The following is a 23,567-nucleotide window of genomic DNA, read 5'->3' on the forward strand; positions in this document are numbered from 1 at the left end:
CACTCCCGCGCTCTGACTCGCGCACAAATTAGACTTGCCCGATGCCCCACGCACCGGATTCCCTGCTCGAAGAAGCACCCCCGCCCGCCACGTCCACCGTGCTGGGGGCCTGCCCCCATGACTGCCCGGACACCTGCGCGCTCGTCACCACAGTCAAGGACGGCGTGGCCGTGAAGCTGCAGGGCAATGCCGCGCATTCGCACACCGGCGGCGTGCTTTGCACCAAGGTGTCGCGCTACATAGAGCGCAACGACCACGCCGAGCGGCTGGTTCAGCCACTCAAGCGCGTCGGACCCAAGGGCAGCGGCCAGTTCGAGCCGGTGAGCTGGGACGCCGCGCTGGACGACATCGCCGCGCATCTTCGAGTATTACAGGGAAAACCCGAAGGTATTGTCCCCTACAGCTATGCGGGCACCATGGGCCTTGTGCAGGGCGAGTCGATGGACCGGCGCTTCTTCCACAAGCTGGGCGCCACCCTGCTGGACCGCACCATCTGCTCCATGGCCGGCGGCGAGGCCATGGTCTACACGCTGGGCGCCAAGGTCGGCATGCGCATCGAGTTCTTCGCCGAGGCCAAGCTCATATTGATCTGGGGCAGCAACTCCATCGCCAGCAACCTGCATTTCTGGCGCCACGCCCAGGCCGCCAAGCGCGCCGGCGCCCGGCTGGTGTGCATCGACCCGCGCCGCACCGAAACCGCCGACAAGTGCGACGAGCACATCGCGCTGCTGCCCGGCACCGACGTCGCGCTGGCGCTGGCCCTGATGCACGAGCTGATCGTGCACGACTGGCTCGACCACGACTACATCGCCAGCCACACGCTGGGCTGGGAGCAGCTGCGCGAGCGCGCGCTGCAATGGCCGCCGTCGCGCGCGGCCGAGGTCTGCGGCATTCCCGAAGAGCAGATCGTCTCGCTGGCCAGGGCCTACGGCACCACGAAGCCGGCCGCGATCCGCCTGAACTACGGCATGCAGCGCGTGCGCGGCGGCGGCAACGCGGCCCGCGCCATCGCCTGCCTGCCGGCGCTGGTGGGGGCCTGGCGCGACCGCGCGGGCGGCCTGCTGCTGAGCAGCTCGGGCCACTACCCGGTCGACCGCGCCGCGCTGCAGCGCCCCGACCTGCTGGCCGGGCGCAAGCCGCGCACCATCAACATGAGCACCATCGGCGACGCGCTGCTGGACACCGCCAACCCGGTGAAGGCCATCGTGGTCTACAACAGCAATCCGGTGGCGGTGGCACCCGAATCGGCCAAGGTGGCTGCGGGCTTCGCGCGCGAAGACCTGTTCACCGTGGTGCTCGAGCAGTTCCGCACCGACACCGCCGACTACGCCGACTACCTGCTGCCCGCCACCACGCAGCTGGAGCACTGGGACATCCACTGCAGCTACGGCCACACCGACGTGCTGCTGAACCGCCCGGCCGTGGCGCCGCGCGGCGAGGCCCGCAGCAACGCCTGGGTGTTCCGCGAACTGGCGCGCCGCATGGGCTTCGACGAGCCCTGCTTCTCCGATTCCGACGAGACGCTGTGCCGCACCGCCTTCGCCGAGAACGCGATCGACTTCCCGCAACTGCTGGAGCAAGGCTTCACCAGCCTGAAGCTGCCGCAAGCGCCTTTCGCCGAAGGCAAGTTCCCAACGCCTTCGGGCCGCTGCGAATTCTTCAGCGCGCGGCTGGAGGCCATGGGCATGAACGGCCTGCCCGACCACGTGCCCAACTGGGAGCCGGCCGGCAGCTCGACCGAGTTCCCGCTGGCCATGATCTCGCCGCCGGCGCGCAACTTCCTCAATTCGACCTTCGTCAACGTGACGAGCCTGCGCGCCATCGAGGTCGAGCCGCTGCTGGAGATCCACGAGGCCGACGCCGCCGCGCGCGGCATCGAGGACGGCGCCCTGGTGCGCGTGTTCAACAAGCGCGGCGAGCACCGCTGCCGCGCCGAGGTCTCGCGCCGCGCGCGACAGGGCGTGGTGCATGGCATGGGCATCTGGTGGCGCAAGCTCGGCATGGACGGCACCAACGTCAACGAACTCACCAGCCAGCGCCTGACCGACATCGGCCGCGGCCCCACCTTCTACGACTGCCTCGTCGAGGTCGAGAGGGCGTGAAGCTGCTTTCAGCGCTCGCGCTGGCAGGCTCGGTGTTCCTGACCGGCTGTGCCGACCTCGGCTACTACTGGCAGTCGGCCAGCGGCCACATCGGCATCATGCGGGCCGCCAAGCCCGTGCCCGAGTGGCTGGCCGACCCGGCGGTGTCCGCGGCGCTGAAAGCCAAGCTCGAACTCACGCAGCGCATCCGCCGCTTCGCTTCTTCCGAGCTCGGCCTGCCCGACAACCCCAGCTACAAGTCGTACGCCGACCTGCACCGCGCCGCCGCCGTGTGGAACGTGGTGGCCGCGCCGCCGTATTCGCTCACGCTCAAGAGCTGGTGCTTCCCGGTGGCGGGCTGCGTGGGCTATCGCGGCTACTACGACGAAGCCTCGGCCAGGACCGAAGCCGAGGCGCAGAAGAAAGAAGGCATGGAGGTGGCCGTCTACCCCGTGCCCGCGTACTCCACGCTCGGCTGGATGAACTGGGCCGGCGGCGATCCGCTGCTGTCCACCTTCATCGGCTATCCGGAGGGCGAGTTGGCGCGCATCGTGTTCCACGAACTGGCGCACCAGGTGCTCTACGTGCCGGGCGACACGGTGTTCAACGAGTCTTACGCCACCGCGGTCGAGCGCATCGGCGGCGCGATGTGGCTGCAGCGCGAGGCCGGCGAGCCGGCCCGCAGCGAATACGCTCAGTTCGACAGGCAGCGCCAGGACTTCCGCGCGCTTGCGCTCGACACCCGCCGCGCGCTGATGAAGGTCTACGAGTCGCCTGAAGCCAAGGCCAAGGACTGGGCCAGGGTAGAGACCATGAAGCAGGCCGTCATGGCCGACTTCCGCGAGCGCTACGCCAGTCTGAAGGCCGGCTGGAGCGGCCCGCGCCAGAACGCCTACGACGCCTGGGTGGCGCGCGCCAACAATGCGGCCTTCGGTGCGCAGGGCGCCTACGACGACCTGGTGCCGAGCTTCGAGCAACTCTTCGAGCGTGAAGGCCGCGACTGGCCGCGCTTCTACACTGAGGTCAAGCGCATTGCCGCGCTGTCGACCGAGCAGGCGCGCCGCGCCGCACTGCAGACGGCCAGCGGCGTGCTGCAGACCCATTCCAGCCCCAAAGACAACAAGGAAGATCCCGGTGCCTGACATCCATATCGAACGCAACCACGCGCTTGGCATTGCCGGCGCACGCGAAGTCGCGCGCCAGTGGGTGAAGCAGGCCCAGGAGGAATTCGGCCTCGAATGCGCCTACACCGAGGGCGAGGACCGCGACGTGGCGCAGTTCACCCGCGCCGGCATCGACGGCACGGTCGAGGTCACGGCCAATACCTTCACGCTCGACGCGACGCTGGGCTTCTTGTTCGGCAGCTTCAGCGAGGTCATCGAGCAGAAGATCACGCGCAACCTCGACGCGCTGCTCGGCGCGCCCGGCGGCGGCGGCACCCGGCTGGCCTGAGCGTTCCGGGGCATGACCGCGGCGGCAACCTCCTCCTCTCATGTCGCCGGTCCGCTGGCCGGCCTCAAGGTCATCGAACTCGGCCAGCTGATCGCGGGGCCGTTCGCGGCACGCACGCTGGCCGACTTCGGCGCGGAGGTCGTCAAGATCGAGCCGCCCGGCACGGGCGATCCGCTGCGCAGCTGGCGGCTGCTGAAGGACGGCACCTCGGTCTGGTGGCAGGTGCAGTCGCGCAACAAGCGCTCGCTGGCGCTCGACCTGCGCGAACCCGAGGCGCAGGCCGTGGTGCGCAAGCTCGCGGCCGAGGCCGACGTGCTGATCGAGAACTTCCGCCCCGGCGCGATGGAAGGCTGGGGCCTGGGCCCCGACGAGCTGCTGGCCGCCAACCCCGCGCTCGTCATGCTGCGCATCAGCGGCTACGGCCAGACCGGGCCGTACCGCGACCGGCCCGGCTTCGGCGTGGTGGCCGAGGCCATGGGCGGGCTGCGCCACCTCACCGGCGAGCCGGGCCGCGTGCCGGTGCGCGTGGGCGTGTCGATCGGCGACACGCTGGCCTCGCTGCACGGCGTGATCGGCGTGCTGCTGGCCATGCAGCACCGGCATGCGACGGTGAGCGCCGAATACCCCAAGGGCCGCGGGCAGGTGATCGACGTGGCGCTTTACGAGGCGGTGTTCAACTGCATGGAAAGCCTGCTGCCCGAATACGACGCCTTCGGTGCGGTGCGCGAGGCGGCCGGCAGCGCCTTGCCGGGCATTGCGCCGACCAACGCCTACCGCTGCGCTGACGGCGGCTACGCCATCGTCGCGGGCAACGGCGACAGCATCTTCCGCAGGCTCATGGAATGCATCGGGCGGCCCGACCTGGCCGCCGACCCGGCACTGGCCGGCAACGCCGGGCGCGTCGCACAGGTCGAGATACTGGACGCCGCCATCGGCGACTGGACCGCGCGGCACAGGGTGGAAGAAGTGCTGGCCGCGCTCGACGCGGCGCACGTGCCGGCCGGGCGTATCTACACCATCGCCGACATCGCTGCCGATCCGCACTACGCGGCGCGCGGCATGCTGCAGCAGGTGCGAATGAACGACGGCAGCCAGCTGGCCGTGCCGGGATTCGTGCCCAAGCTGTCGCTCACGCCGGCCAGCCACCGGCACAACGCACCGGCAGTGGGCGCGGACACCGATGCGGTGCTGAAGGAAATCGGGCTGAGCGAAGAACAGATCGCCGCGCTGCATGCGCGCGGGATCGTGGGATAGGGCCGGCGGTTGACCGGTCAGCCGCGCAGCGATTCGATCAGGTCGATGTACTTCTGCTTGGCTTCATCGGCGCTCGCGCCTTTCTGCGCGGTCCAGGCGTCCCACTTGGCACGCGCGACGATGTCGCTGAAGCTCGGCTTCTTGGCGGTGTTGTCGCCTTCGGTGGCCTGCTTGAACAGGCCGTAGATCTTCAGCAGCGTCGGGTTGTCGGGGCGCTCGGCGAGCAGCTTGGAGTTGGCCTGGGCGGCTTCGAATTGGGCGTTGAGGTCGGACATGGGCTTCGTCGAATTGAAAAGCTGAAAACGCGCATCTTAAATCGCGTGGTACTTGAAAGTACCGGCGTCAGTCGCGCAGGCCTGCACGCGCCAGTTCCACGTCCAGCCGCTCCCGGGCGTCGGCCGGCTTCAGCGCGGCGGCCTTCTCGAACCACTGCGTGGCCTCGTGCATGCGCGACTCGCCGTGCAGCATCAGCAGCGCGCGGGCGTATTCCATCATTCCGGCGGCCGAATCGGGGTTCAGCGCCAGGCCGCGTTCGAACAGCTCGATCGAGGTCTCGGCCCGCACGCCGTAGGTCATGCGCCCGACCAGCGCGCCGACCTTGTCGATCACCTCGGCGTGGAACGCCGCCAGCGCAACGTGCGCATCGGCATGCCCCGGCTGAAGCTCGATCACGTGTTCGAGCGCGCCCTTGAGCTTGCTGCCCAGCCCTTGCGCCAGCGCGCGCGCCACGCTGATGCCCTGGCTGTAGCGGCCCAGCGCATAGGCCTGCCAGTAGAGGGCCTGGCAATTGCCGGGATCGGCCAGCACCTGCGCGCCGGCGCGCTCGATCACCTGGCGGAACATGGTGAGCCGCACGGATTCGCGCGGCTCCAGGTAGTTGGCGTAGATGGCGGTGGCCTGGTTGGCCAGCACCATGCCTTCGGCGCCGTGCAGCAGGCCGACCGTGGTCGCGCGCTCAAATTCGCCGCTGTGGTACAGCGCCCAGCCCTCGGCGAGCGGCGTGTCCGCGGCGGGCGGCGGCATGTGGTCGTGGCCCGCATGCAGGCGCGGCCAGTGCGCCAGGACGCTGCGGGCGTCGTAGTGGGGCGTGTCGGCGTAGGGCAGGGGCGTCCACGGTTCCACGGCGGTGGCGGCGGCCGCGGCGCCGCCGGACATCAGCGAGAGCGGTTTGAAATCGGAGTGGGGCATGGTCTTGTCTAGGCCGCCATATCGACCGGGGACGTCGCGTTGGCGGCATCTTCCGCGCCGTAGGCATTGCTCAATGTCAGCAGATGCCGCCTTTGCTCGGTGCCGAGGTACGGCGCCAGCAGGTGCAGCGTGTGCTTGCCGCCGCGCATCAGCGCGCCCTGGGCATGCGCCGGCTCCAGCGCCTCGCGCGGGTTGCGCACGTACTCGTAGCTGAGCCAGTAGGTCAGCACCACCACCATGCTGTGCGCCAGGGTGCCGACCTCGTGCGCATCGATCTCCAGGTGGCCGGCGCGGCTCAGCCCGGCGATCAGCTGGCGGATGGCGCGGGCCTTGTTCTCCAGCACCAGCTGGAACTGGGTTTCCAGGTGGCGGTTCTTGCTCAGCAGGTCGTTGAGGTCGCGGTACAGGAAGCGGTAGCGCCAGATCAGCTCGAACAGGCTGTGCATGAAGAACCAGGCGTCTTCCACGTCGTGCACGCCTTCGCTTGCGTGCAGCAGTTCGTTGAGCTCGGCTTCGTAGCCTTCGTAGAGCTTGTTGATCAGCTCTTCCTTGGCAGGGTAGTGGTAGTACAGGTTGCCCGGACTGATGTTGAGTTCGCCTGCCACCAGGGTGGTCGAGACGTTCGGCTCCCCGAAGCGGTTGAACAGGTCCAATGCGGCTTCGAGGATGCGTTGCGCTGTGCGGCGTGGCGCCTTCTTTGCCATGTCTCGGTGCCCCCGGTTGTCTCTTGAAGGCACTCTAGCGCATGTGCACTGCACCATGAATGGCGCGGTGCATGTTTTGCGGGGCTGTTTTCTTGTGCAGTGCCGCAATACCCGCCGGCCGATGCGGGCCGGCGAGGAGGTTCAGTCGGCCTTGCTGCGGCGCAAGGTGGTCTTCCTGGCGGCTGGAGCCGCCGTCTTGCGGGCCGCGGCCTTGCGGGGAGCCGCGGCCGCCTGCTTCTTCAGCTGGGCCTCGAGCGCATCGACGCGTGCCTGCAGCGCGGCCATGTCGGCGGCCGAGGGGGCGCCGAGCTTGTCGAGCGCGCGCGCCACGCGTTCCTCGAAGATGTTTTCCAGCTTGCCCCACTGCCCGGCCGCCTTGGTGCCGAACTCGCTCGCGAAGCCGGCCATGCGCTGCTGGGCCTGGGCCAGCGTTTCCTCGGCGGCCTGCTGGGTCTTCTTCTGCATGCCGGCGCCGTCCTTGACCAGCGCCTCGAAGGCCTTGCTGCCTTCCTGCTGCATCTTCGCGAAGGCACCGAGCCCGGCCAGCCAGATCTGCTGGGCGGAGTCCTTGATGCGGTCGGCGGCTTTGTTGTTGTCGTCCTGGGAGGCCATGCGAGGTGTTCCTTGAAAGATTCGAATCGATCGCAGGACTCTAGCGGCCCCCGGTGCTCGCGATTAGGGCTTTGCGCCTAGCGCTGGACTCAGGGTGTCGCGCCGGCGGCGCGGCTGGCGTCCAGGTGCGCCTTGGCGCGCTCGGCCAGCGCCATTTCGCCCGGGGTGCCTGGCATGAAGCTCTCGACCGCCAATGGCCGCCCGTGGGAGTCGACCGACACGAAGACGATCAGGCATTCGGTGGTCTTCTCCATCGCGCCGCCCTTCATGTCGCCGCTGCGCACCTCGACCGAGATGTTCATGCTGGTCTTGCCGGTGTAGGCCAGGCGGGCTTCCACCTCGACGAGGTCGCCGATCATGATCGGCCGGTGGAAGCGGATGCTGCCGATGAAGGCGGTGACGCAGTAGCGCTTGGCCCAGCTGGTCGCGCAGGCGTAGCCGGCCTCGTCGATCCACTTCATGACCGTGCCGCCGTGGACCTTGCCGCCGAAGTTGACGGTGTTCGGCTCGGCAAGAAAGCGCAGGGTGATCGAGGACATGGTTCGCCTTTTCTGGAGTGGCTGGTGTGGGGTGCCCGCGATTATGCGAGCGGACGCCCTCTCAGGCGCCGCTGAACAGCTGGGCCAGCGTGCGCCGCAGCCACGCGTTACCCGGGTCGGCGTGGAAGCGCTCGTGCCAGTGCTGCTTCACCGCGTAGTCGGGCAGCGAGAAGGGCGGCTCCAGCAGCTTCACCGGCTCCTGCGTGGCCAGTACCTTGCCCAGGATGCGGGGCACCACCACCAGCAGCTCGGTGTGCGCCACGATGCGCGCCACGCTCAGGAAGCTCGACAGCCGCACCACCACGTTGCGCTTGAGCCCCAGCCGAGCAAGCGTGGTGTCGACGATGGCATGCCCCGTGCCCGACGTGGACACCACCGCATGCGCCTCCGCCTCGAAGCGCTTGCGCGTGAGCCGCGCGCCGATGCGCGGATGGTTCTGCGCCGCCAGGCACACGAAGTTCTGCATGAACAGCGTCTGCTGGTAGAAGCCCGCGTCCAGCTGCGGCATGAAGCCCACGGCCAGGTCGACCTCGCCGTCCTGCAGGCGGCGGCCGCTGATGGTGGAGATGATCTCGGTCTCGATGTGCACCCCCGGCGCCGCATGCCGCAGGTGGTCGAGCAGGCCTGGCAGCAGCACCACCTCGCTGATGTCCGTCATGCAGATGCGAAAGCGCCGCTGCGCCTGCGCGGGGTCGAAGCTGCTGCGGTTGCCCTGGGCCTGCGCCAGCTGGCCCAGCGCCTCGCGCAGGTTCGGGTAGATGCGCTCCGCGTGCGGCGTGGGCTGCATGCCCTGCGCGGTGCGGGTGAAGAGGCGGTCGTCGAAGTGCGCGCGCAGCTTGTTCAGCGCTGTGCTGGCCGCCGACTGCGCCATGCCCAGCCGTTCGGCCGCCTTGGAGACGTTGCCGGTCTTGTAGACCTCGTCGAACACGGCGAGCCATTCGAGATCGAGCCTGGACATGGAGTGCTTTCCGCAGCGAAAGGCACCATTATCGAAATTCCGGATTCCGTGTATTGGCTACCGGTCTTGAGTAAATAGTGGTGCGGGCCAACAATGCCGCCACGCAGACAACCCACGCCAATGAAACCCGTTCCCTCCAACGCGGCAGAGCGCCGCGACTACTACGCCCGCATCCGCCCGCTGAACCTCACGCCGCTGTGGGAATCGCTGCACGCACTCGTGCCGCGCGAACCGCAGACGCCCTGCGTGCCCGCGCTGTGGCGCTACGACGAGATCCGCCCGCTGCTGATGGAGTCGGCCGACCTCATCACCGCCGAAGAAGCCGTGCGCCGCGTGCTGGTGCTCGAGAACCCGGCGCTGCCCGGCAACTCGTCGATCACGCAGTCGCTGTATGCCGGCCTGCAGCTCATCATGCCGGGCGAGGTGGCGCCTTCGCACCGCCACGTGCAGTCGGCGCTGCGCTTCATCGTCGACGGCAAGGGGGCCTACACCACGGTGGGCGGCGAGCGCACCACCATGTACCCCGGCGACTTCATCATCACGCCATCCTGGGCCTGGCACGATCACGGCAACGAGGGCATCGGCGGCACGGTGGAGCCGGTGGTGTGGCTCGACGGACTCGACATCCCGATGCTGCGCTTCTTCGACGCCGGCTTTGCCGAGAACGACGACGCCAAGGTGCAGCATGTGTCGCGCCCCGAAGGCAACAGCCTCGCGCGCTTCGGCCACAACATGGTGCCGGTGCGCCACGACCATGTGTCGGCCACCTCGCCGATCTTCAACTACCCCTATGCGCGCAGCCGCGAGGCATTGGCCCAGTTGCAGAAGCAGGAAACGCCCGATGCGTGGCTGGGCCACAAGCTGCGCTACGTGAACCCGCTGACCGGCGGCTCGCCGATGCCGACCATCTCGACCAACCTGCAGCTGCTGCCCAAGGGCTTTGCGGGCAAGACCCACCGCGCCACCGACGGCGCGGTGTACAGCGTGGTCGAAGGCCACGGCAGTGCCGACATCGCGGGCCAGCGCTTCGACTTCGGTCCGCGCGACACCTTCGTGGTGCCGTCGTGGGCGCCGCTGCGGCTGTCTTCGCCGAACGAAGACGCCGTGCTCTTCAGCTTCTCCGACCGCCCCGTGCAGCAGGCCATGGGCATCCTGCGCGAAGCCTTCCTCGAAGGATGTTGACCCACCCGGCTTTTCACTGCGCTTCGCTTCGTGTAATTCGCCACCCCCCGAGGGGGAGGCTCGGCCGCCTTGGGGCGGCCCGGCGCCGGCCGAATTTCTTTTTTTCTTTTGTTGACCGTTTGCCGCCATGCGCGGCAGGAACCTCCCATGTCCTTCGTTTTCACGCCTCCTTCCATCGTCGGCCTGCCCATCGTGGATTCCGACAAGCTGTTCCCCGTGCGCCGCGTGTACTGCGTCGGCCGCAACTACGCGGCCCATGCGCGCGAGATGGGCTTCGACCCCGACCGCGAGCCGCCGTTCTTCTTCTGCAAGCCGAATGACGACGCTTCGGTGGTGCCCGTGGCCGAAGGCGCGACCGGCAGCATTCCGTACCCGCCGCTCACCAGCAACTACCACTATGAAGCCGAGCTGGTCGTGGCCATCGGCAAGGGCGGCAAGGACATCAAGGTCGAAGAAGCCGCCAGCCACATCCACAGCTATGCCGTGGGCCTGGACATGACCCGCCGCGACCTGCAGATGAAGATGCGCGAACAGGGCCGCCCCTGGGAGATCGGCAAGGCCTTCGACTTCTCCGCGCCCATCGCGCCGTTGCGCACGCTGGCCGACGTGGGCGAGATCAACGCCGGCGCCATCACCCTCGAAGTCGACGGCCAGGTGCGCCAGAACAGCGACATCACGCACCTGATCTGGTCGGTGAACGAGGTCATCGCCAACCTGTCGACGCTCTTCACGCTGCAGCCCGGCGACCTGATCTTCACCGGCACGCCCGAAGGCGTGGGCGCGGTGAAGGCCGGCCAGACCATCAAGGTGAGCATCGAGCGCCTGCCGTCGCTGACGGTCCGAATCGACTGAGTCTTTTCCCGATCGCACAGGCCCGCGCCATGACCCTTTCGAAGAATCCCCCCTCCGTGCTGCTGGTCGGCGGCGGCATTGGCGGCATGGCCGCGGCGCTGGCGCTGGCGCGCCTTGGCGTGTCCATCGACCTGCTGGAGCAGAGCGCCACCATCGGCGAGATCGGCGCCGGCCTGCAACTGGGCCCCAACGCCTTCGCCGCGCTCGATGCGCTGGGCGTGGGCGAGGCGGTGCGCCGGGGCTCGGTGTTTACCGACCGGCTGGTGATGATGGACGCCGTCGATTGCGGCGAAGTGGCCTCCGTGCCGGTGGGCGAAGCCTTCCGCGCGCGCTTCGGGAACCCGTATGCGGTGAGCCACCGCGCCGACCTGCACGGCGCGATCCACGAGGCGGTGAAGCAGCATCCGCTGATCCGCTTCCACACCTCGGCGCAGGTCGAGGCGCTCGACATTGGCACCCAGGGCGTGACGGCTGTCACCACCGACGGCCGCCGCTTCAAGGCCGGCGCCATCGTCGGCTGCGACGGGGTGAAGTCGGTGGTGCGCGCCAGACTCATCGGCGATGCGCCGCGCGTGTCGGGCCACGTGGTCTATCGCGCGGTGGTGCCGGCCGCCGACATGCCGGCCGACCTGTGCTGGAACGCGCCGGTGGTCTGGGCCGGCCCCGACTGCCACCTGGTGCACTACCCGCTGCGCCACGGCGAGCAATACAACCTGGTCGTCACCTTCCACAGCCGCGAGCGGGAACAGTGGGGCGTGACCGACGGCAGCAAGGAAGAAGTGCTGTCTTACTTCGAGGGCGTGCACGCGCGACCGCGCCAGTTGCTGGACCGCCCGACCTCGTGGCGCCGCTGGAGCACCGCAGACCGTGACCCGGTCGAGCGCTGGAGCGACGGCCCGGCCACGCTGCTGGGCGACGCGGCGCATCCCATGATGCAGTACCTCGCGCAGGGCGCCTGCATGGCGCTCGAAGACGCGGTAACGCTGGGCGAAGCCGTGAAAGCCTGCGACTTCGACATGACCGCCGCGTTCAAGCTGTACGAGGCGGCACGCGTCGCCCGCACCGCGCGCGTGGTGCTGTCGGTGCGCGAGATGGGCCGCATCTATCACGCCAAGGGCGTGGAGCGGCTGGTGCGCAACAGCCTCTGGGCCGGCCGCACGCCCGAACGCTTCTACGATGCGGTCGAGTGGCTCTACGCATGGCGGCCCGAGCACTGCCTGGACGATGCGCCCCAGGCGCTTTCGCCGCGCTGAAACCTGTTCCCTTCATCATCACTATTCGAGGCCAAAGGCCCAGGAGACAAAGCATGAACTTCCCGCGCGCACTGCTGACCGGCATCCTCGCCGTGACTGCCGCCACCGCCACCACCGCCGCTCTGGCACAGGCCGGCGACTTCCCCAGCAAGCCTGTGACGCTGGTCACGCCGTTCGCGGCCGGCAGCGGCCCCGACGCGGTGCTGCGCCTGGTGTCCGACAAGCTCTCGCGCCTGTGGAACCAGCGCGTGCTGATCGACAACAAGCCCGGCGGCGGCGGCTTCATCGCCATCGACCAGGCCCGCCGCGCCGCGCCCGACGGCTACACGCTGCTGCAGCTCGACAGCGAGCACATCGCCGCGCTGCCGCACCTGTACAAGTCGAAGAACTTCGTGACGCTGCAGCACTTCGACCCGGTGGCCTCGCTGTTTCGCACGCCTTTCTTCGTGGCGGTGGGCACCGACTCGAAGTGGAAGAACATGGGCGACCTGATCGCCGCCGCCAAGGCAGAGCCGGACGCCATCGTCTATGGCTCGTGGGGCGTCGGCAGCCCCGGCCACCTGGGCGCGCAGCAGCTCGAGGCGCTCACCGGCATCCGCATGCGCCATGCGCCGTACCGAGAGGTGTCGCAGCTGTATTCCAACGTGGGCACCGGCGAAGTGCCGTGGGCCTTCGCGAGCATTCCGTCGAGCCAGGGCATCTACAAGGCCGGCAAGCTGCGCTACCTGGCCGTCGCGGCGCCCCGGCGCATTCCGCAGATGCCCGATGTGCCGACCATGGCCGAGGCCGGCGGCCCGGCTTCGCTGGAGGTCAATTCGTTCGTGTCGCTGCTCGCACCCAAGGGCGTGCCGGCGGCCGTGAAGGCGAAGATCAACGCCGACGTGGCCAAGGTCATCGCCGATCCCGAGATCCGAGCCCGCTTCGACACCTTCGCCTTCGAGCCGCTGGCCTGGTCGCCCGAGGAAATCGAGCGCAATGCCGAGGCCAAGTCGAAGGTGTATGGCGAGCTGGTGCGCAGGGGCAACATCAGCCTCGATTAGCGCGGCCCGCGTCTTGCCCGGTGTTCTGTCAGGCAGTTAAGCTGGCCCTCGTTGCCTTTTTGATAACTTTTTCACACTTTTCTCCATGTCCGTCACCAAGAGAGCCCTCCTGATTGCCTGCGGCCTGGCCGCTGCCGCCGCGCTGCCGATGACCGCCAGCGCGCAGAACGCCGCCTGGCCGAACAAGCCGATCCGCCTGCTGGTGGGCTTTCCCGGCGGCTCCACGCCCGACATTGCCGCGCGCACCATCGCCGAGCCGCTGTCCAAGGCGCTGGGCCAGCCGATCGTGGTGGACAACAAGGCCGGTGCATCGGGCAACATCGCGGCCGACCAGGTGGCCAAGGCCACCGACGACCACACGCTGGGCATCGTCATCAACGGCAACCTCACGTCGTCGAAGATGCTGTACGCCAAGCTGCCGTACGACCCGGTCAAGGACTTCACGTACCTGTCGCTGATCGCGACCGCGCCGCTGGTGCTGGTGGCGCAGAACAACCTGCCCTCCGGCGCCGCCTTCTTCGACGCAGGCCGCAAGGCCGGCGACAAGTGGAACTACGGCTCGGTGGGCATCGGCTCGGTCGGCCACCTGGGCATGGAGCTGCTCAAGACCCGCGTGCCCGGCTTCAAGCCCGAGCACGTGCCCTACCAGGGCAACCCGCAGGTCATCACCGCCATGCTGGGCGACCAGGTGCAGATGGGCCTGATCCCGCCGGGCGTGGCCATGCCGCAGATCAGGGCCGGCAAGCTCAAGGCCATCGGCCTCACGGGCGGGCGCAGCGCGCTGGTGCCCGAGATCCCGCCGCTGTCCGAAGCCGGCGTGAAGGACTTCAACCTCGAAGTGTGGGTGGCGCTGCTCGGCCCGGCCAACCTGTCGAAGGCCGCGCAGGCGCGCATCAGCCGCGAACTCGAAGTGGTCATGAAAGACCCGGACGTGCGCCGCAAGCTCTTCGAGCAAGGCTGGCAGGCCGTGGGCACATCGCCGGACGGCATGCGCACGCGCGTGAACGAAGAGGCGGCCATCATGACCAAGATCATCTCGGCCCGCGGAATCAAATTGCAGTAATGACGACAGTCCAGACCTTGCACGAACCGGCACGCGAGCTGCCGGTCTTCGGCGAATACGACGTGGTGGTGGTCGGCGGCGGCCCTGCCGGCATTGCCGCCGCCGTGAGCGCGGCGCGCCACGGCGCCAGCACGCTGCTGGTCGAGCGCTATGGCTTTCTCGGCGGCATGGGCACGGCCGGCGGCGTCACCAACTTCGCGGGCCTGTACAGCAAGCGCAAGGGCGAGATGACGCAACTGGTGCACGGCGTGGTCGACGAGCTGATCGAGCGCATCGCCGGGCTCAACGGCATGAACCAGCCGCAGAACGGCATGGGCGGGCGCATCTGCGTGCGCTCGTACGACACCTCGGCCTACAAGCTGGCCGCCGACCAGCTGCTCGATGCTGCGGGCGTGAAGCTGCTGTTCCATGCGTATGCGGCCGCTGTGATCCGCGACGGCAACCGCATTGCGGCGCTGGTGGTCGAGACCAAGTCGGGCCGCCAGGCCATCCGCGCCAACGCCTTCATCGACGCCAGCGGCGACGCCGACGTGGCCGCCTTCGCGGGCGTGCCCTTCGAGGTTGGCGACGGCCACGGCAGCGGGCTGTTCCCGACCACCATGTTCCGCATCGGCCAGGTCGACGCACCGGCCGCGCTGGAAGCGGTGGGCGAGTTCAAGGCCATCAACGACTTCATGGCCCGCGCCGAGCAGCAGAAGCCGGGCGTCTACAAGTTCCCGCGCGAAGGCGCCATTCTGCGGCCCAACAAGGACCCGCGCGAATGGCGCGCCAACGTCACGCAGATCCGCAACGCCCAGGGCCGCGCGATGAACGGCGTCGATGCGCGCGAGCTGACCGAAGGCGAGCTCGAAGGCCGCCGCCAGATCAGCGAGTACTTCAAGTTCCTGAAGGCCGAGGTGCCGGGCTTCGCGCAGTCGGCCATCGTGGAAATCGCGCCGCAGGTCGGCATCCGCGAGACGCGTCGCATCCAGGGCCTGTACGCGCTCGGGCGCGAAGACATCCTGTCCTCGGCCAAGTTCGACGACAACATCGGCCTGAATGCCTGGCCGATGGAAATGCATGCCGACGGCCGCATCGAGTGGGCCTTCCCGCGCGACGAAGACAACGCCTACAACCACCTGCCGTGGCGCATGCTGGTGCCGCAGAAGGTCGACAACCTGCTGGTGGCCGGCCGCTGCGCATCGATGACGCACGAAGGCCAGTCGGCCGCGCGCGCGAGCGGCGGCTGCTTCGTCATGGGGCAGGCGGCGGGCACGGCGGCGGCGTCGCTGGGCGGCGGCGCGTTTGCCGGCGTGGACGTGGCGGCGCTGCAGCAGAAGCTGGCGGCCGACGGCGCGGACCTCGACCGCTGAACGCGGCGGGCCCGCCAATCGCCCGGATGGCGCTAGAGTCCGGGGCTTGATGAACTCGAACCCCGGACGAACCGTGCACTTCCCTTCGTTGTCGACCCCCGCGCGTCGCACCCTCCTGACGCTGTCCTGCGCCGCCATCGGCCTCATGCTGGCCGGCTGCGCCAGTACCCCCGAAGGCGAGCCCGTGCACGGCAAGGACCGGCTGCTGAGCTTCTTCGCGGCCAAGGATGGCCGCAAGGTCGCCATTGCCGGCGAGAACTACCACTACGTGTTCGACGGCGATCCTTCCGTGGCCGCGCTGCTGCGCTGGGAAGGGCGCACCAAGGTCACCCCCGCGCTGCTCGGCGAGTTCAAGGTGGCGCGCAACCAGAGCTTCGAGGGCCAGTACGTGCTGATGGCTTTCGACGCCGACCTGACGCCCGAAGACCGCGCCTTCCTGATCCAGACCGGCTTCGCGAAGACCGACGCGAAATACGGCGACCGCACCGGCCCGGCGCTGCGCTACTTCGGCACCGTCTATGGCAAGCGCTATGCGGCGGCGCCGCTGAAGTCGGCCGACACGGTCGACTTCTCCCGGCGCCAGTACCTGAGCTACGTCGAGCAGGAAACGCTCAGCGCCCCCTTCAGCAAGGCCGCGCCTTCGCCGCTGGTGTATGCCGACGACGGCTCGCTGCTGCTGGCTGGCGTGCCGGTGCGCGTCGTGCAGGGTGGCACGGACTACGGCTGCCGCGCCCGTCTCATGGGCATGTGCTTCTACAAGTAGCGGCGGCAGCTGAAGGTGGGGCTGCTGACCGGCCCGCGACAGCTGGCGGGCCCGGGCTTTGCTATGGTGGAGGGTTGCTTCCAGTCCGCTTCGACAGCTTTTTCCCGATGACCACCGACTCCGCCACCGCCTCCCGCCTCGTCGACGAACTCGTCGCGCTCATGCAGCTCGAACCCCTGGGCGGCGACCGCTTCCGGGCCCGGAGCGAGGACATCGGCACGCCCGCCGTCTTCGGCGGCCAGGTGCTCGGCCAGTCGCTCATGGCCGCCAGCCTCACGGTCGGCGCCGAGCGCCCGGTGCATTCCATGCACGCCTACTTCCTGCTGCCCGGCGAGCATGCGCCCATCGAATACAGCGTAGACCGCGTGCGCGACGGCCGCAGCTTCACCACCCGCCACGTGGTGGCGCGCCAGCAGGAGCGCATCATTTTTGAAATGTCGGCCTCGTTCCAGACCGTGGACGAGGGGGTCGAACACCAGTTCGACATGCCCGCCGTGGCCGGCCCCGAAGGCCTCGTCAGCGAACTCGACCAGCGCATCGCCCTCGGCGACCGCCTGCCGGAGCCCTGGCGCAGCAAGGCGATCCAGCCGCACGGCATCGAGTACCGCCGCGTCGACCCCGAAGACCTGATGGCGCCGCTGCCGCGCCCGGCCTCCGCGCAAAGCGCCATCTGGATGCGCGCCATCGCGCCGCTGCCAGACGACCCGATGGTGCACCGCGCACTGCTGGCCTACGCCTCCGACCACGGCCTGCTGCGCGCCGCCATGCTGCCGCACGGCCTGAGCTTCATGAGCGGCCAGGTGCGCCCCGCCAGCCTGGACCACGCGATGTGGTTCCACCGCGATTTCCGCATGGACGACTGGCTGCTGTACGTGCTCGATTCGCCCAGCGCCGGCGGCGCGCGCGGCCTGTGCCGCGGCAGCCTCTATGCGCGCGACGGCCGCCTGGTGGCCTCGGCCGCTCAGGAAGGCATGCTGCGCATCAGGAAGCCGGTGACGGCGACGACTCGCTCGTGAGCGCGGCCTGCTGCAGCCCGTCGCGGCTGCGTTCGCCCAGCAGCCGCTGGTAGTTGTCGCGCAGCAGGATGCCGGCGTAGTACACATGCTCGCGCATCAGCTGCTCCGCGCGCGCCGCGTCGCCTGAAATCACGGCCTGCACGATGCGGTGGTGGTCGTCGTGCGAGCGCAGGATCACGCCGTGGTCGTGCCACAGCATGATGCGGTCCGACGCGAACGGCACCGCCTGCGCCTGCGCGCCGAATCGCACGATCCACTGGTTGCCCGCGCCATGCATCAGCGCGTTGTGCAGCCGCACGTTCATCTGCTGGTAGGGCGCGAGGTCTTCGGCGAGCAGCTTTCCCTTCGCAAGTATTTCGTCGCCTTCGCGCAGGCACTCCTGCAATAGCGCAGCGGTCGGCTTGTCCACGCCCAGCGCGGCGAAGCGCCGGCAGGCCAGCCCCTCCAGCACCGCGCGCACCTCGTAGGCCGCGAGGATGTCCTCGAGCGCGAACGAGCGCACCAGGTAGCCCTTCTTCGGCTGGTGGTCGATCAACCCTTCCATCGCCAGCGCGGCCAGCGCGGCGCGCACCGGCGTGCGCGACACCTTGAGGGTCTCGGCGATCGGCACTTCTTCCACGCGCATGCCCGGCTGCAGCCTGCCTTGAAGGATCCAGGTGCGCAGTGTCTCTGTGACTTGTTGGGAGAGTGTGTCCATGTCAGGTATACATGATGCCAGTGAAAGTCAGAAATAAGGCGTGATATCAGGGAAAACGAGGACTTCGAAAAGTGTTCATGTATACACAATGCGGCCCTCGATCAACTTTCACGCCGCCTCGACGCGGCCCGGAGACCTTGCAGCCCATGGCGGAACATCATGCACAACCTCACGGCCGGCTGGCCCTCGTGACCGGCGGCGGCCGCGGCATCGGCGAGGCCGTGTGCCGCCGCCTCGCGGCCAGCGGCTTTCGCGTCGTGGTGGCCGACATCGACGGCGACAACGCCCGAGCCGTGGCCCTGTCGCTCGGCGAGGGGCACCACTTCCGCCAGTTCGACGTGAGCCAGGAGGCCGCGGTCGAAGCCGTGTTCGACGACATCGAGACCAACCTCGGCCCGGTGGCCGCCATGGTCTGCGTGGCCGGCATCCTGCTGATGCCCGGTGGCGAGCGCTCGCCGATCAAGGACACCACGCTCGAAGACTGGGAGCGCACCTTCGCCGTCAACGCGCGCAGCGTGTTCCTCTGCGGGCGCGCCTACCTGCGCCGGCGCGAAGCCAACCCCGTGGCGCACGGGCGCATCGTCACCTTCGGCTCGGTGGCGGCGCAACTGGGCGGCTACCGCTCCAGCGCCACCTACATCGGCGCCAAGTCGGCGGTGCTCGGCCTCACGAAGGCGATGGCGCGCGAATCGGCGCACCTGGGCGTCACGGTCAATTCGGTGGCCCCCGGCCTGATCGACACCGACATGCTGCGCGGCACCGTGCGCAGCAGCGGCGCGCTCGACGCGGCCGCCGCCAGCATCCCGCTCGGGCGCATCGGCACGGTGGACGACGTGGCCGGCGCGGTCGACTACCTGGTGTCGGAGCAGGCGGCGTACATCACGGGCAACGTGATCGACGTCAACGGCGGCTACCGCATGCAGTAACGGCGGCGCAGGTCTTTCACCCTTTCATTCCAACGGAGACAGCTCATGAAAAAGAACTTCCTGATTTCGGCACTGGCCCTGGGCGCGGCGCTCTGCGCGACGGCGCCCGCCGCGCTCGCGCAGGCCGAGCCCGGCCTGACCGACAAGACCATCAAGATCGGCATGTTCTCGCCGATGTCGGGCGCGTCGATGAACTACGGCTTCGACGTCATCAACGCCGCGAAGATGTACTACGACAAGATCAACAAGGAAGGCGGCGTGAACGGCCGCAAGATCGAGCTCGTGGTGGAAGACGACCGCTGCAACGCCAACGACCTGCTGGCCGCGGTGAAGAAGCTCACCGAGCAGGACCAGGTGTTCCTGCTCAACGGCGGCTCCTGCTCGGCCGCCGTGGTGGGCGCGCGCGAATACGTCGAGCGCGCGAAGATCCCGCTGGTCATGCTCAACGCCTCGGGCGACGGCGCGCTGTATCCGCCGTCGAAGTACATCTACGGCGCGTTCTCCATCTCGCAGCATGCGGTGGGCGGCTCGATGGTGCAGTTCGCGAGCGAGCAGCTCAAGGCCAAGAAGATCGGCTACATCAACCACGACGACGCCTACGGCGGCTGGAACCTCGAGTCGGCCCAGGCGCAGGCCAAGGCCCTGGGCGGCGTCGACCTGCAGGTGCAGTCGGTCAACCCGAACATCACCGACGTGACGGCGCCCATGCTGAAGATCAAGGCCGCCAACCCCGACGTGCTGCTGCTCACCACCTACGCACGGCCGGTGAGCCTGATCGTCAAGCGCGCCTTCGAGCTGGGCTTCAACAAGCCCATCGTGCTGGCCGTGAACTCCACCGCCGACCTCAAGCAGCTGGTGGAGAACGTGGGCAACAAGGATGCCTTCAAGAACGTCTACATCCAGGAAGTGCTGGCCGACGTTCCCGGCGGTCCCAAGCTCAAGTGGGTGTACGACATGTACAAGGCCTCTTACCCCGACCTGGCATCCAAGCCGGGCCATCCGCAGGCCTACATGCCCTACGGCATTCCGCCCGCGATGGCCGTGGTCAACGCACTGAAGGCGGCCGGCCCCAACCCGACGCGCGAGAAGGTGCTCGCGGCACTGTCGACGATGAAGTTCGACTCCGGCGTGATGGCCGGCCCGATCGAGTTCGGCCCGCAGGACCACGCGGCGCAGGAAGCGGCGATCTACATCAAGTTCGACGGCAGCAACATGGCGCTGGTGCCGGGCAGCTACAAGAGCGTGTGGCAGTACAAGCCCTGACGGCCGGCGCGACATGAGTCTTTCCGACATCTGGCTGTTCGTCCAGCAGGGCGTGCTGTCCGGCATCGTCACCGGCAGCGTCTACGCGCTGCTCGCGGTGGCGATCGTCATGGTCTTCAAGACCACCGACGTGCCGAACTTCTCGCAAGGCGAAATCTTCATGGCCGGCGGCTACGCCGCGCTCTTTCCGCTGGTGGTGTGGGGCTGGCCCTATTGGGCCGCCGTGCTCGCGAGCATCGTGGTCACCGCCTTGCTGGCCGCGGCGTTCCAGCGCGTGGTGATGCAGCGCGTGACCGCCTCGCGCGGCGTGGGCGTGCAGCTCGTCATTGCCACGCTCGGCTTTGCGTACCTGCTCAAGGGGCTGGTGCGCAAGACCGGCCTGGGCGACACGCCGCGCTCGCTGCCGTCGCTGGTGCCGCAGGACCCGATCATGATCGGGCAGGCCTCGCTCACGCTGCTCGACCTGGCCATCTTCGGCTCGGCCGTGGTGGTGATGGTGCTGCTGTATCTGATGTTCACGCGCACCCGCACCGGCCAGGCCATGCGCGCGGTGGGCATGAACCCGCGCGGCGCTCAGATCGTGGGCGTGAAGCTCGGCACGATCCGCATGAAGATCTGGGCGCTCACGGGTGTCATCTCGGCCATCTCGGCGCTGCTCATCACGCCCAAGATCCTCATCACGCCAGACATCGGCCACATCGCGATCCTGGCCTACGCGGCCGCCATCGTTGGCGGCTTCACCAGCCTGCCGGGCGCGGTGGTCGGCGGCTTCATCATCGGCATCGTCGAGAACCTGGTGGGGCTTTTCATTTCGTCCAACGCCATCGTGGTCGCGCCCTTCGTGGCGATCATGGTGGTGCTGCTGGTGCGTCCGCAAGGGCTGCTCGGCGGCAAGCCTCAGGTGAAGAAGGTATGAGCGCTTCGACAATTTCGTCCCCGTGGTGGGACCGCGCGGTACTGCTCGGCATGGCCGTGGTGCTCGCGGTGCTGCCCTTCACCACCAGCGGCTATGTGCTGTACGTGGTCAACCTGCTGATGGTGTTTTCGGTGCTCGCGCTGGGCATGCACCTGGTCATCGGCGAGACGGGCCAGTTCGCGCTGTCGCACGCGGCCTTCTTCGGCATCGGCATCTACACGGCCGGGCTCATCAACAACCAGTGGCAGCCGCCGTTCTTCGTGTCGATTCTCGCGGGTGCCGTGCTGTCGGCCGCGCTGGGCTGGGTGATCGGCCTGCTGGCGCTGCGCATGCGCGACATCTACCTGGCGCTGGCCACCTTCGCCTTCGGCGAGGCGATGCAGTGGGTGTTCCTGAACTGGGAATCGGTGACCAACGGCTCCAACGGCCTGCAGATGAAGCCGGCCGCGCTCGGCGGCTACCAGCTGCTCAACGACCTGCAGGCATACCCCTTCGTGGTGGCCATCGCGGCGCTGATGCTGTGGCTCACGGTGGCGCTGTCGCGCTCGCGGCTGGGATCGTCGTTCCGCGCGGTGCGCGAGAGCGACGTGGCGGCCATCGCCATGGGCGTGAACACGCGCGCGGTGAAGGTGACGGCCTTCGTGCTGTCGGCCGCCTTCGCGGGCGTGGCGGGCGGCATGTACACGCTGTTCACTTCGTTCATCCATCCGGAGAGCCTGGGCTTCCAGACCACCATCCTGATCCTCACGATGGTGGTGGTGGGCGGCCTGGGTTCGGTGCGCGGCGCGGTGGCCGGTGCCATCGTGTTCGGCCTGGCGTCGGAGCTGCTGCGGCAGGCGCCGTCGTACCAGGAAATCATCTACGGCGGCATCCTCATGCTCTTCATGATGTTCCTGCCCAAGGGCATGGCGTCGCTCTTCGCGGCGCGCCGCAAGCCGCAGCGCGCGACTTCCGTGGCCGTGACGGAGAAGCACGCATGAGCGCGACCGCATTCCTCGACGTGCGCGACATCAGCGTGGTGTTCGGCGGCCTGAAGGCGGTGAACGGTCTCTCGTTCCAGGTGGAGCAGGGCCGCATCCATGCGCTGATCGGGCCGAACGGCGCGGGCAAGTCGACCACCTTCAACTGCATCTCGCGTTTCTACACGCCCAGCAGCGGCAGCGTGACCTTCGAAGGCCGCGAGCTCACCAGCGTGTCGCCGCACCGCATGGCCTCTCTTGGCATCGCGCGCACCTTCCAGAACCTGGAGCTGTTCGCAGAACTCTCGGTGCTCGAGAACGTGCTGCTCGGCACGCATTCGCGCGGCGCCGCCACGCTGGGCCGGCTGCTGCGCCGCCCCGACCGCGAGACCGAAGACTTCGCGATGCACCTGCTGGAGCGCGTCGGCCTGGCCGACGAGCGCCATCAGCCGGCGCGCGATCTCGACTTCGGCCGCCAGAAGCTGCTGGAGCTGGCGCGCGCGCTCGCCATCAAGCCGAAGCTGCTGCTGCTCGACGAGCCCGCGGCCGGCCTGCGCAACCGCGAGATCGAAAGCCTCGACCGGCTGCTCAAGGAGCTGGTGGCGCGCGACGGCATCACCGTGCTGCTGGTCGAACATGTGATGCAGCTGGTGATGTCGATTTCGGACCGCATCACCGTCATGGCCTTCGGCGAGAAGATCGCGGAAGGCACGCCAGCGGAAATCGGTAGCAATGCGCGCGTGATCGAAGCCTATCTTGGGAAGGGAGCCGCGCATGGCTGAAGCATTGTTGTCCCTGCGCGCCATCTCGGCCGCCTATGGCCGCATCCAGGCGCTGTGCGACGTGTCGGTCGACGTGCCCGAGGGCGAGATCGTCGCGCTGCTCGGCAGCAACGGCGCGGGCAAGACCACCACGCTGAACTGCATCTCGAACCTGGTCGACTGCACGCACGGCGAAGTGCGCCTAGACGGCGAGCGCATCGACCGGCTGGGCTCCGACGCGCTGGTCAAGCGCGGCATCGTGCAGGTGCCCGAAGGCCGGCAGGTGTTCCGCGACATGAGCGTGCGCGAGAACCTCGACCTCGGTGCCTACCTGCGGCGCGACCGCGCTGGCATCCGCAACGATCTCGAATCGGTCTACACGATGTTCCCGCGCCTGAAGGAGCGCCAGCACCAGATGGCCGCCACCTTGTCGGGCGGCGAGCAGCAGATGCTGGCCATCGGCCGCGCGGTGATGGCGCGTCCGCGCGTGATGCTGTTCGACGAACCGTCGATGGGCCTGTCGCCGCTGCTGGTGGAGCAGATGTTCGGGATCATCGAGCGCCTGCACCGCGAACAGAAGATCACGATCCTGCTGGTCGAGCAGAACGTGCAGCTCGCGCTGGCTGTGTCGAGCTACGGCTACATCCTGGAGAACGGCGAGATCTCCTTGCACGGTCCCGCCTTACAACTGGCAAACGACGAGGCCGTGCGCCGCGCCTACCTCGGCGTCTGACGC

General features: G+C 68.3%; 25 protein-coding genes. 18 read left to right on the plus strand and 7 right to left on the minus strand.

Features of this window, described 5'->3' with window-relative positions:
* The first annotated feature begins 41 nt into the window (after positions 1 to 41).
* The 4 genes from ACWV14_RS02410 to ACWV14_RS02425 are packed head-to-tail and all read left to right on the plus strand — an operon-like array spanning position 42 to position 4,787.
* Positions 42 to 2,102, plus strand: coding sequence for a molybdopterin-containing oxidoreductase family protein (locus tag ACWV14_RS02410; protein WP_454902363.1), 2,061 nt, complete (start codon positions 42 to 44; stop codon positions 2,100 to 2,102).
* The gene (locus ACWV14_RS02415; RefSeq protein ID WP_454902364.1) at positions 2,099 to 3,223 is read left to right on the plus strand and encodes an aminopeptidase; all 1,125 of its coding nucleotides are present in this window, start codon (positions 2,099 to 2,101) and stop codon (positions 3,221 to 3,223) included. Before ACWV14_RS02410 ends, ACWV14_RS02415 begins: the two co-directional genes overlap by 4 nt.
* Entirely contained in the window at positions 3,216 to 3,533 is a 318-nt protein-coding gene (locus ACWV14_RS02420; RefSeq protein WP_454902366.1) for a polyhydroxyalkanoic acid system family protein, read from the plus strand. The genes ACWV14_RS02415 and ACWV14_RS02420 overlap by 8 nt, the downstream gene beginning before the upstream one ends.
* A 12-nt stretch (positions 3,534 to 3,545) precedes the next feature.
* Positions 3,546 to 4,787 carry a CaiB/BaiF CoA transferase family protein gene (locus tag ACWV14_RS02425; protein WP_454902368.1) on the plus strand — a complete coding sequence of 414 codons (1,242 nt, stop codon included), beginning with the start codon at positions 3,546 to 3,548 and terminating at the stop codon, positions 4,785 to 4,787.
* Positions 4,788 to 4,804: 17 nt separating this feature from the next.
* Here ACWV14_RS02425 and ACWV14_RS02430 read toward each other — a convergent pair whose 3' ends face one another.
* From ACWV14_RS02430 to ACWV14_RS02455, 6 genes are all read right to left on the minus strand, one after another.
* The gene (locus ACWV14_RS02430) at positions 4,805 to 5,062 is read right to left on the minus strand and encodes an acyl-CoA-binding protein (RefSeq protein WP_007835415.1); all 258 of its coding nucleotides are present in this window, start codon (positions 5,060 to 5,062) and stop codon (positions 4,805 to 4,807) included.
* A 67-nt stretch (positions 5,063 to 5,129) separates the two neighbouring features.
* Positions 5,130 to 5,975 carry a hypothetical protein gene (locus ACWV14_RS02435; protein WP_454902370.1) on the minus strand — a complete coding sequence of 282 codons (846 nt, stop codon included), beginning with the start codon at positions 5,973 to 5,975 and terminating at the stop codon, positions 5,130 to 5,132.
* Positions 5,976 to 5,983: 8 nt separating this feature from the next.
* On the minus strand, positions 5,984 to 6,679 hold the full coding sequence (locus tag ACWV14_RS02440) for a TetR/AcrR family transcriptional regulator (RefSeq protein ID WP_454902372.1): 696 nt from the start codon (positions 6,677 to 6,679) through the stop codon (positions 5,984 to 5,986).
* Between the two features lie 141 nt (positions 6,680 to 6,820).
* Positions 6,821 to 7,291 (minus strand): phasin family protein, encoded by a 471-nt coding sequence (locus tag ACWV14_RS02445; protein ID WP_454902374.1) that lies wholly within the window; start codon positions 7,289 to 7,291, stop codon positions 6,821 to 6,823.
* Between the two features lie 89 nt (positions 7,292 to 7,380).
* Complete coding sequence (locus ACWV14_RS02450) at positions 7,381 to 7,830, minus strand: acyl-CoA thioesterase (protein WP_454902376.1); 450 nt, start codon at positions 7,828 to 7,830, stop codon at positions 7,381 to 7,383.
* A 61-nt stretch (positions 7,831 to 7,891) separates the two neighbouring features.
* Positions 7,892 to 8,788, minus strand: a complete 897-nt coding sequence (locus ACWV14_RS02455) for a LysR family transcriptional regulator (protein ID WP_454902378.1) — start codon at positions 8,786 to 8,788, stop codon at positions 7,892 to 7,894.
* Between the two features lie 120 nt (positions 8,789 to 8,908).
* On the opposite strand from ACWV14_RS02455, the gene gtdA reads away from it, so the two are divergent.
* The 8 genes from gtdA (at position 8,909) to ACWV14_RS02495 (ending at position 17,309) form a co-directional block, all read left to right on the plus strand.
* A complete protein-coding gene (gtdA, locus tag ACWV14_RS02460; protein WP_454902380.1) occupies positions 8,909 to 9,970 on the plus strand; it encodes a gentisate 1,2-dioxygenase in 1,062 nt (353 codons plus the stop codon).
* A gap of 147 nt (positions 9,971 to 10,117) precedes the next feature.
* On the plus strand, positions 10,118 to 10,822 hold the full coding sequence (locus tag ACWV14_RS02465) for a fumarylacetoacetate hydrolase family protein (RefSeq protein ID WP_454902382.1): 705 nt from the start codon (positions 10,118 to 10,120) through the stop codon (positions 10,820 to 10,822).
* Between the two features lie 29 nt (positions 10,823 to 10,851).
* On the plus strand, positions 10,852 to 12,075 hold the full coding sequence (locus tag ACWV14_RS02470; protein WP_454902384.1) for a 3-hydroxybenzoate 6-monooxygenase: 1,224 nt from the start codon (positions 10,852 to 10,854) through the stop codon (positions 12,073 to 12,075).
* Positions 12,076 to 12,128: 53 nt separating this feature from the next.
* Entirely contained in the window at positions 12,129 to 13,115 is a 987-nt protein-coding gene (locus tag ACWV14_RS02475; RefSeq protein ID WP_454902386.1) for a Bug family tripartite tricarboxylate transporter substrate binding protein, read from the plus strand.
* Between the two features lie 85 nt (positions 13,116 to 13,200).
* On the plus strand, positions 13,201 to 14,178 hold the full coding sequence (locus ACWV14_RS02480; RefSeq protein ID WP_454902388.1) for a Bug family tripartite tricarboxylate transporter substrate binding protein: 978 nt from the start codon (positions 13,201 to 13,203) through the stop codon (positions 14,176 to 14,178).
* On the plus strand, positions 14,178 to 15,530 hold the full coding sequence (locus ACWV14_RS02485; RefSeq protein WP_454902390.1) for an FAD-dependent oxidoreductase: 1,353 nt from the start codon (positions 14,178 to 14,180) through the stop codon (positions 15,528 to 15,530). Before ACWV14_RS02480 ends, ACWV14_RS02485 begins: the two co-directional genes overlap by 1 nt.
* 49 nt (positions 15,531 to 15,579) lie before the next feature.
* Positions 15,580 to 16,293 (plus strand): hypothetical protein, encoded by a 714-nt coding sequence (locus ACWV14_RS02490; RefSeq protein ID WP_454912678.1) that lies wholly within the window; start codon positions 15,580 to 15,582, stop codon positions 16,291 to 16,293.
* 107 nt (positions 16,294 to 16,400) lie between these two features.
* The gene (locus tag ACWV14_RS02495; RefSeq protein WP_454902394.1) at positions 16,401 to 17,309 is read left to right on the plus strand and encodes an acyl-CoA thioesterase; all 909 of its coding nucleotides are present in this window, start codon (positions 16,401 to 16,403) and stop codon (positions 17,307 to 17,309) included.
* Here ACWV14_RS02495 and ACWV14_RS02500 read toward each other — a convergent pair.
* Entirely contained in the window at positions 17,275 to 18,006 is a 732-nt protein-coding gene (locus ACWV14_RS02500) for a GntR family transcriptional regulator (protein ID WP_422088673.1), read from the minus strand. The two genes, ACWV14_RS02495 and ACWV14_RS02500, sit on opposite strands and share 35 nt — an antisense overlap.
* A 146-nt stretch (positions 18,007 to 18,152) precedes the next feature.
* On the opposite strand from ACWV14_RS02500, the gene ACWV14_RS02505 reads away from it, so the two are divergent.
* Genes ACWV14_RS02505 through ACWV14_RS02530 form a run of 6 tightly spaced genes read left to right on the plus strand, consistent with a single transcriptional unit; the run spans position 18,153 to position 23,564 of the window.
* Positions 18,153 to 18,932: an SDR family NAD(P)-dependent oxidoreductase gene (locus ACWV14_RS02505; RefSeq protein ID WP_454902396.1), complete on the plus strand. Its 780-nt coding sequence runs from the start codon at positions 18,153 to 18,155 to the stop codon at positions 18,930 to 18,932.
* 45 nt (positions 18,933 to 18,977) lie between these two features.
* Positions 18,978 to 20,195 carry an ABC transporter substrate-binding protein gene (locus tag ACWV14_RS02510; RefSeq protein ID WP_454902398.1) on the plus strand — a complete coding sequence of 406 codons (1,218 nt, stop codon included), beginning with the start codon at positions 18,978 to 18,980 and terminating at the stop codon, positions 20,193 to 20,195.
* A gap of 13 nt (positions 20,196 to 20,208) precedes the next feature.
* Positions 20,209 to 21,111: a branched-chain amino acid ABC transporter permease gene (locus ACWV14_RS02515; RefSeq protein WP_081270710.1), complete on the plus strand. Its 903-nt coding sequence runs from the start codon at positions 20,209 to 20,211 to the stop codon at positions 21,109 to 21,111.
* Positions 21,108 to 22,091 carry a branched-chain amino acid ABC transporter permease gene (locus ACWV14_RS02520; protein WP_454902400.1) on the plus strand — a complete coding sequence of 328 codons (984 nt, stop codon included), beginning with the start codon at positions 21,108 to 21,110 and terminating at the stop codon, positions 22,089 to 22,091. The genes ACWV14_RS02515 and ACWV14_RS02520 overlap by 4 nt, the downstream gene beginning before the upstream one ends.
* Positions 22,088 to 22,852 carry an ABC transporter ATP-binding protein gene (locus tag ACWV14_RS02525; protein ID WP_454902402.1) on the plus strand — a complete coding sequence of 255 codons (765 nt, stop codon included), beginning with the start codon at positions 22,088 to 22,090 and terminating at the stop codon, positions 22,850 to 22,852. The genes ACWV14_RS02520 and ACWV14_RS02525 overlap by 4 nt, the downstream gene beginning before the upstream one ends.
* Positions 22,845 to 23,564 (plus strand): ABC transporter ATP-binding protein, encoded by a 720-nt coding sequence (locus ACWV14_RS02530; RefSeq protein ID WP_454902404.1) that lies wholly within the window; start codon positions 22,845 to 22,847, stop codon positions 23,562 to 23,564. The genes ACWV14_RS02525 and ACWV14_RS02530 overlap by 8 nt, the downstream gene beginning before the upstream one ends.
* Positions 23,565 to 23,567 lie beyond the last annotated feature (3 nt).

It is taken from the genome of Variovorax durovernensis (assembly GCF_977011995.1).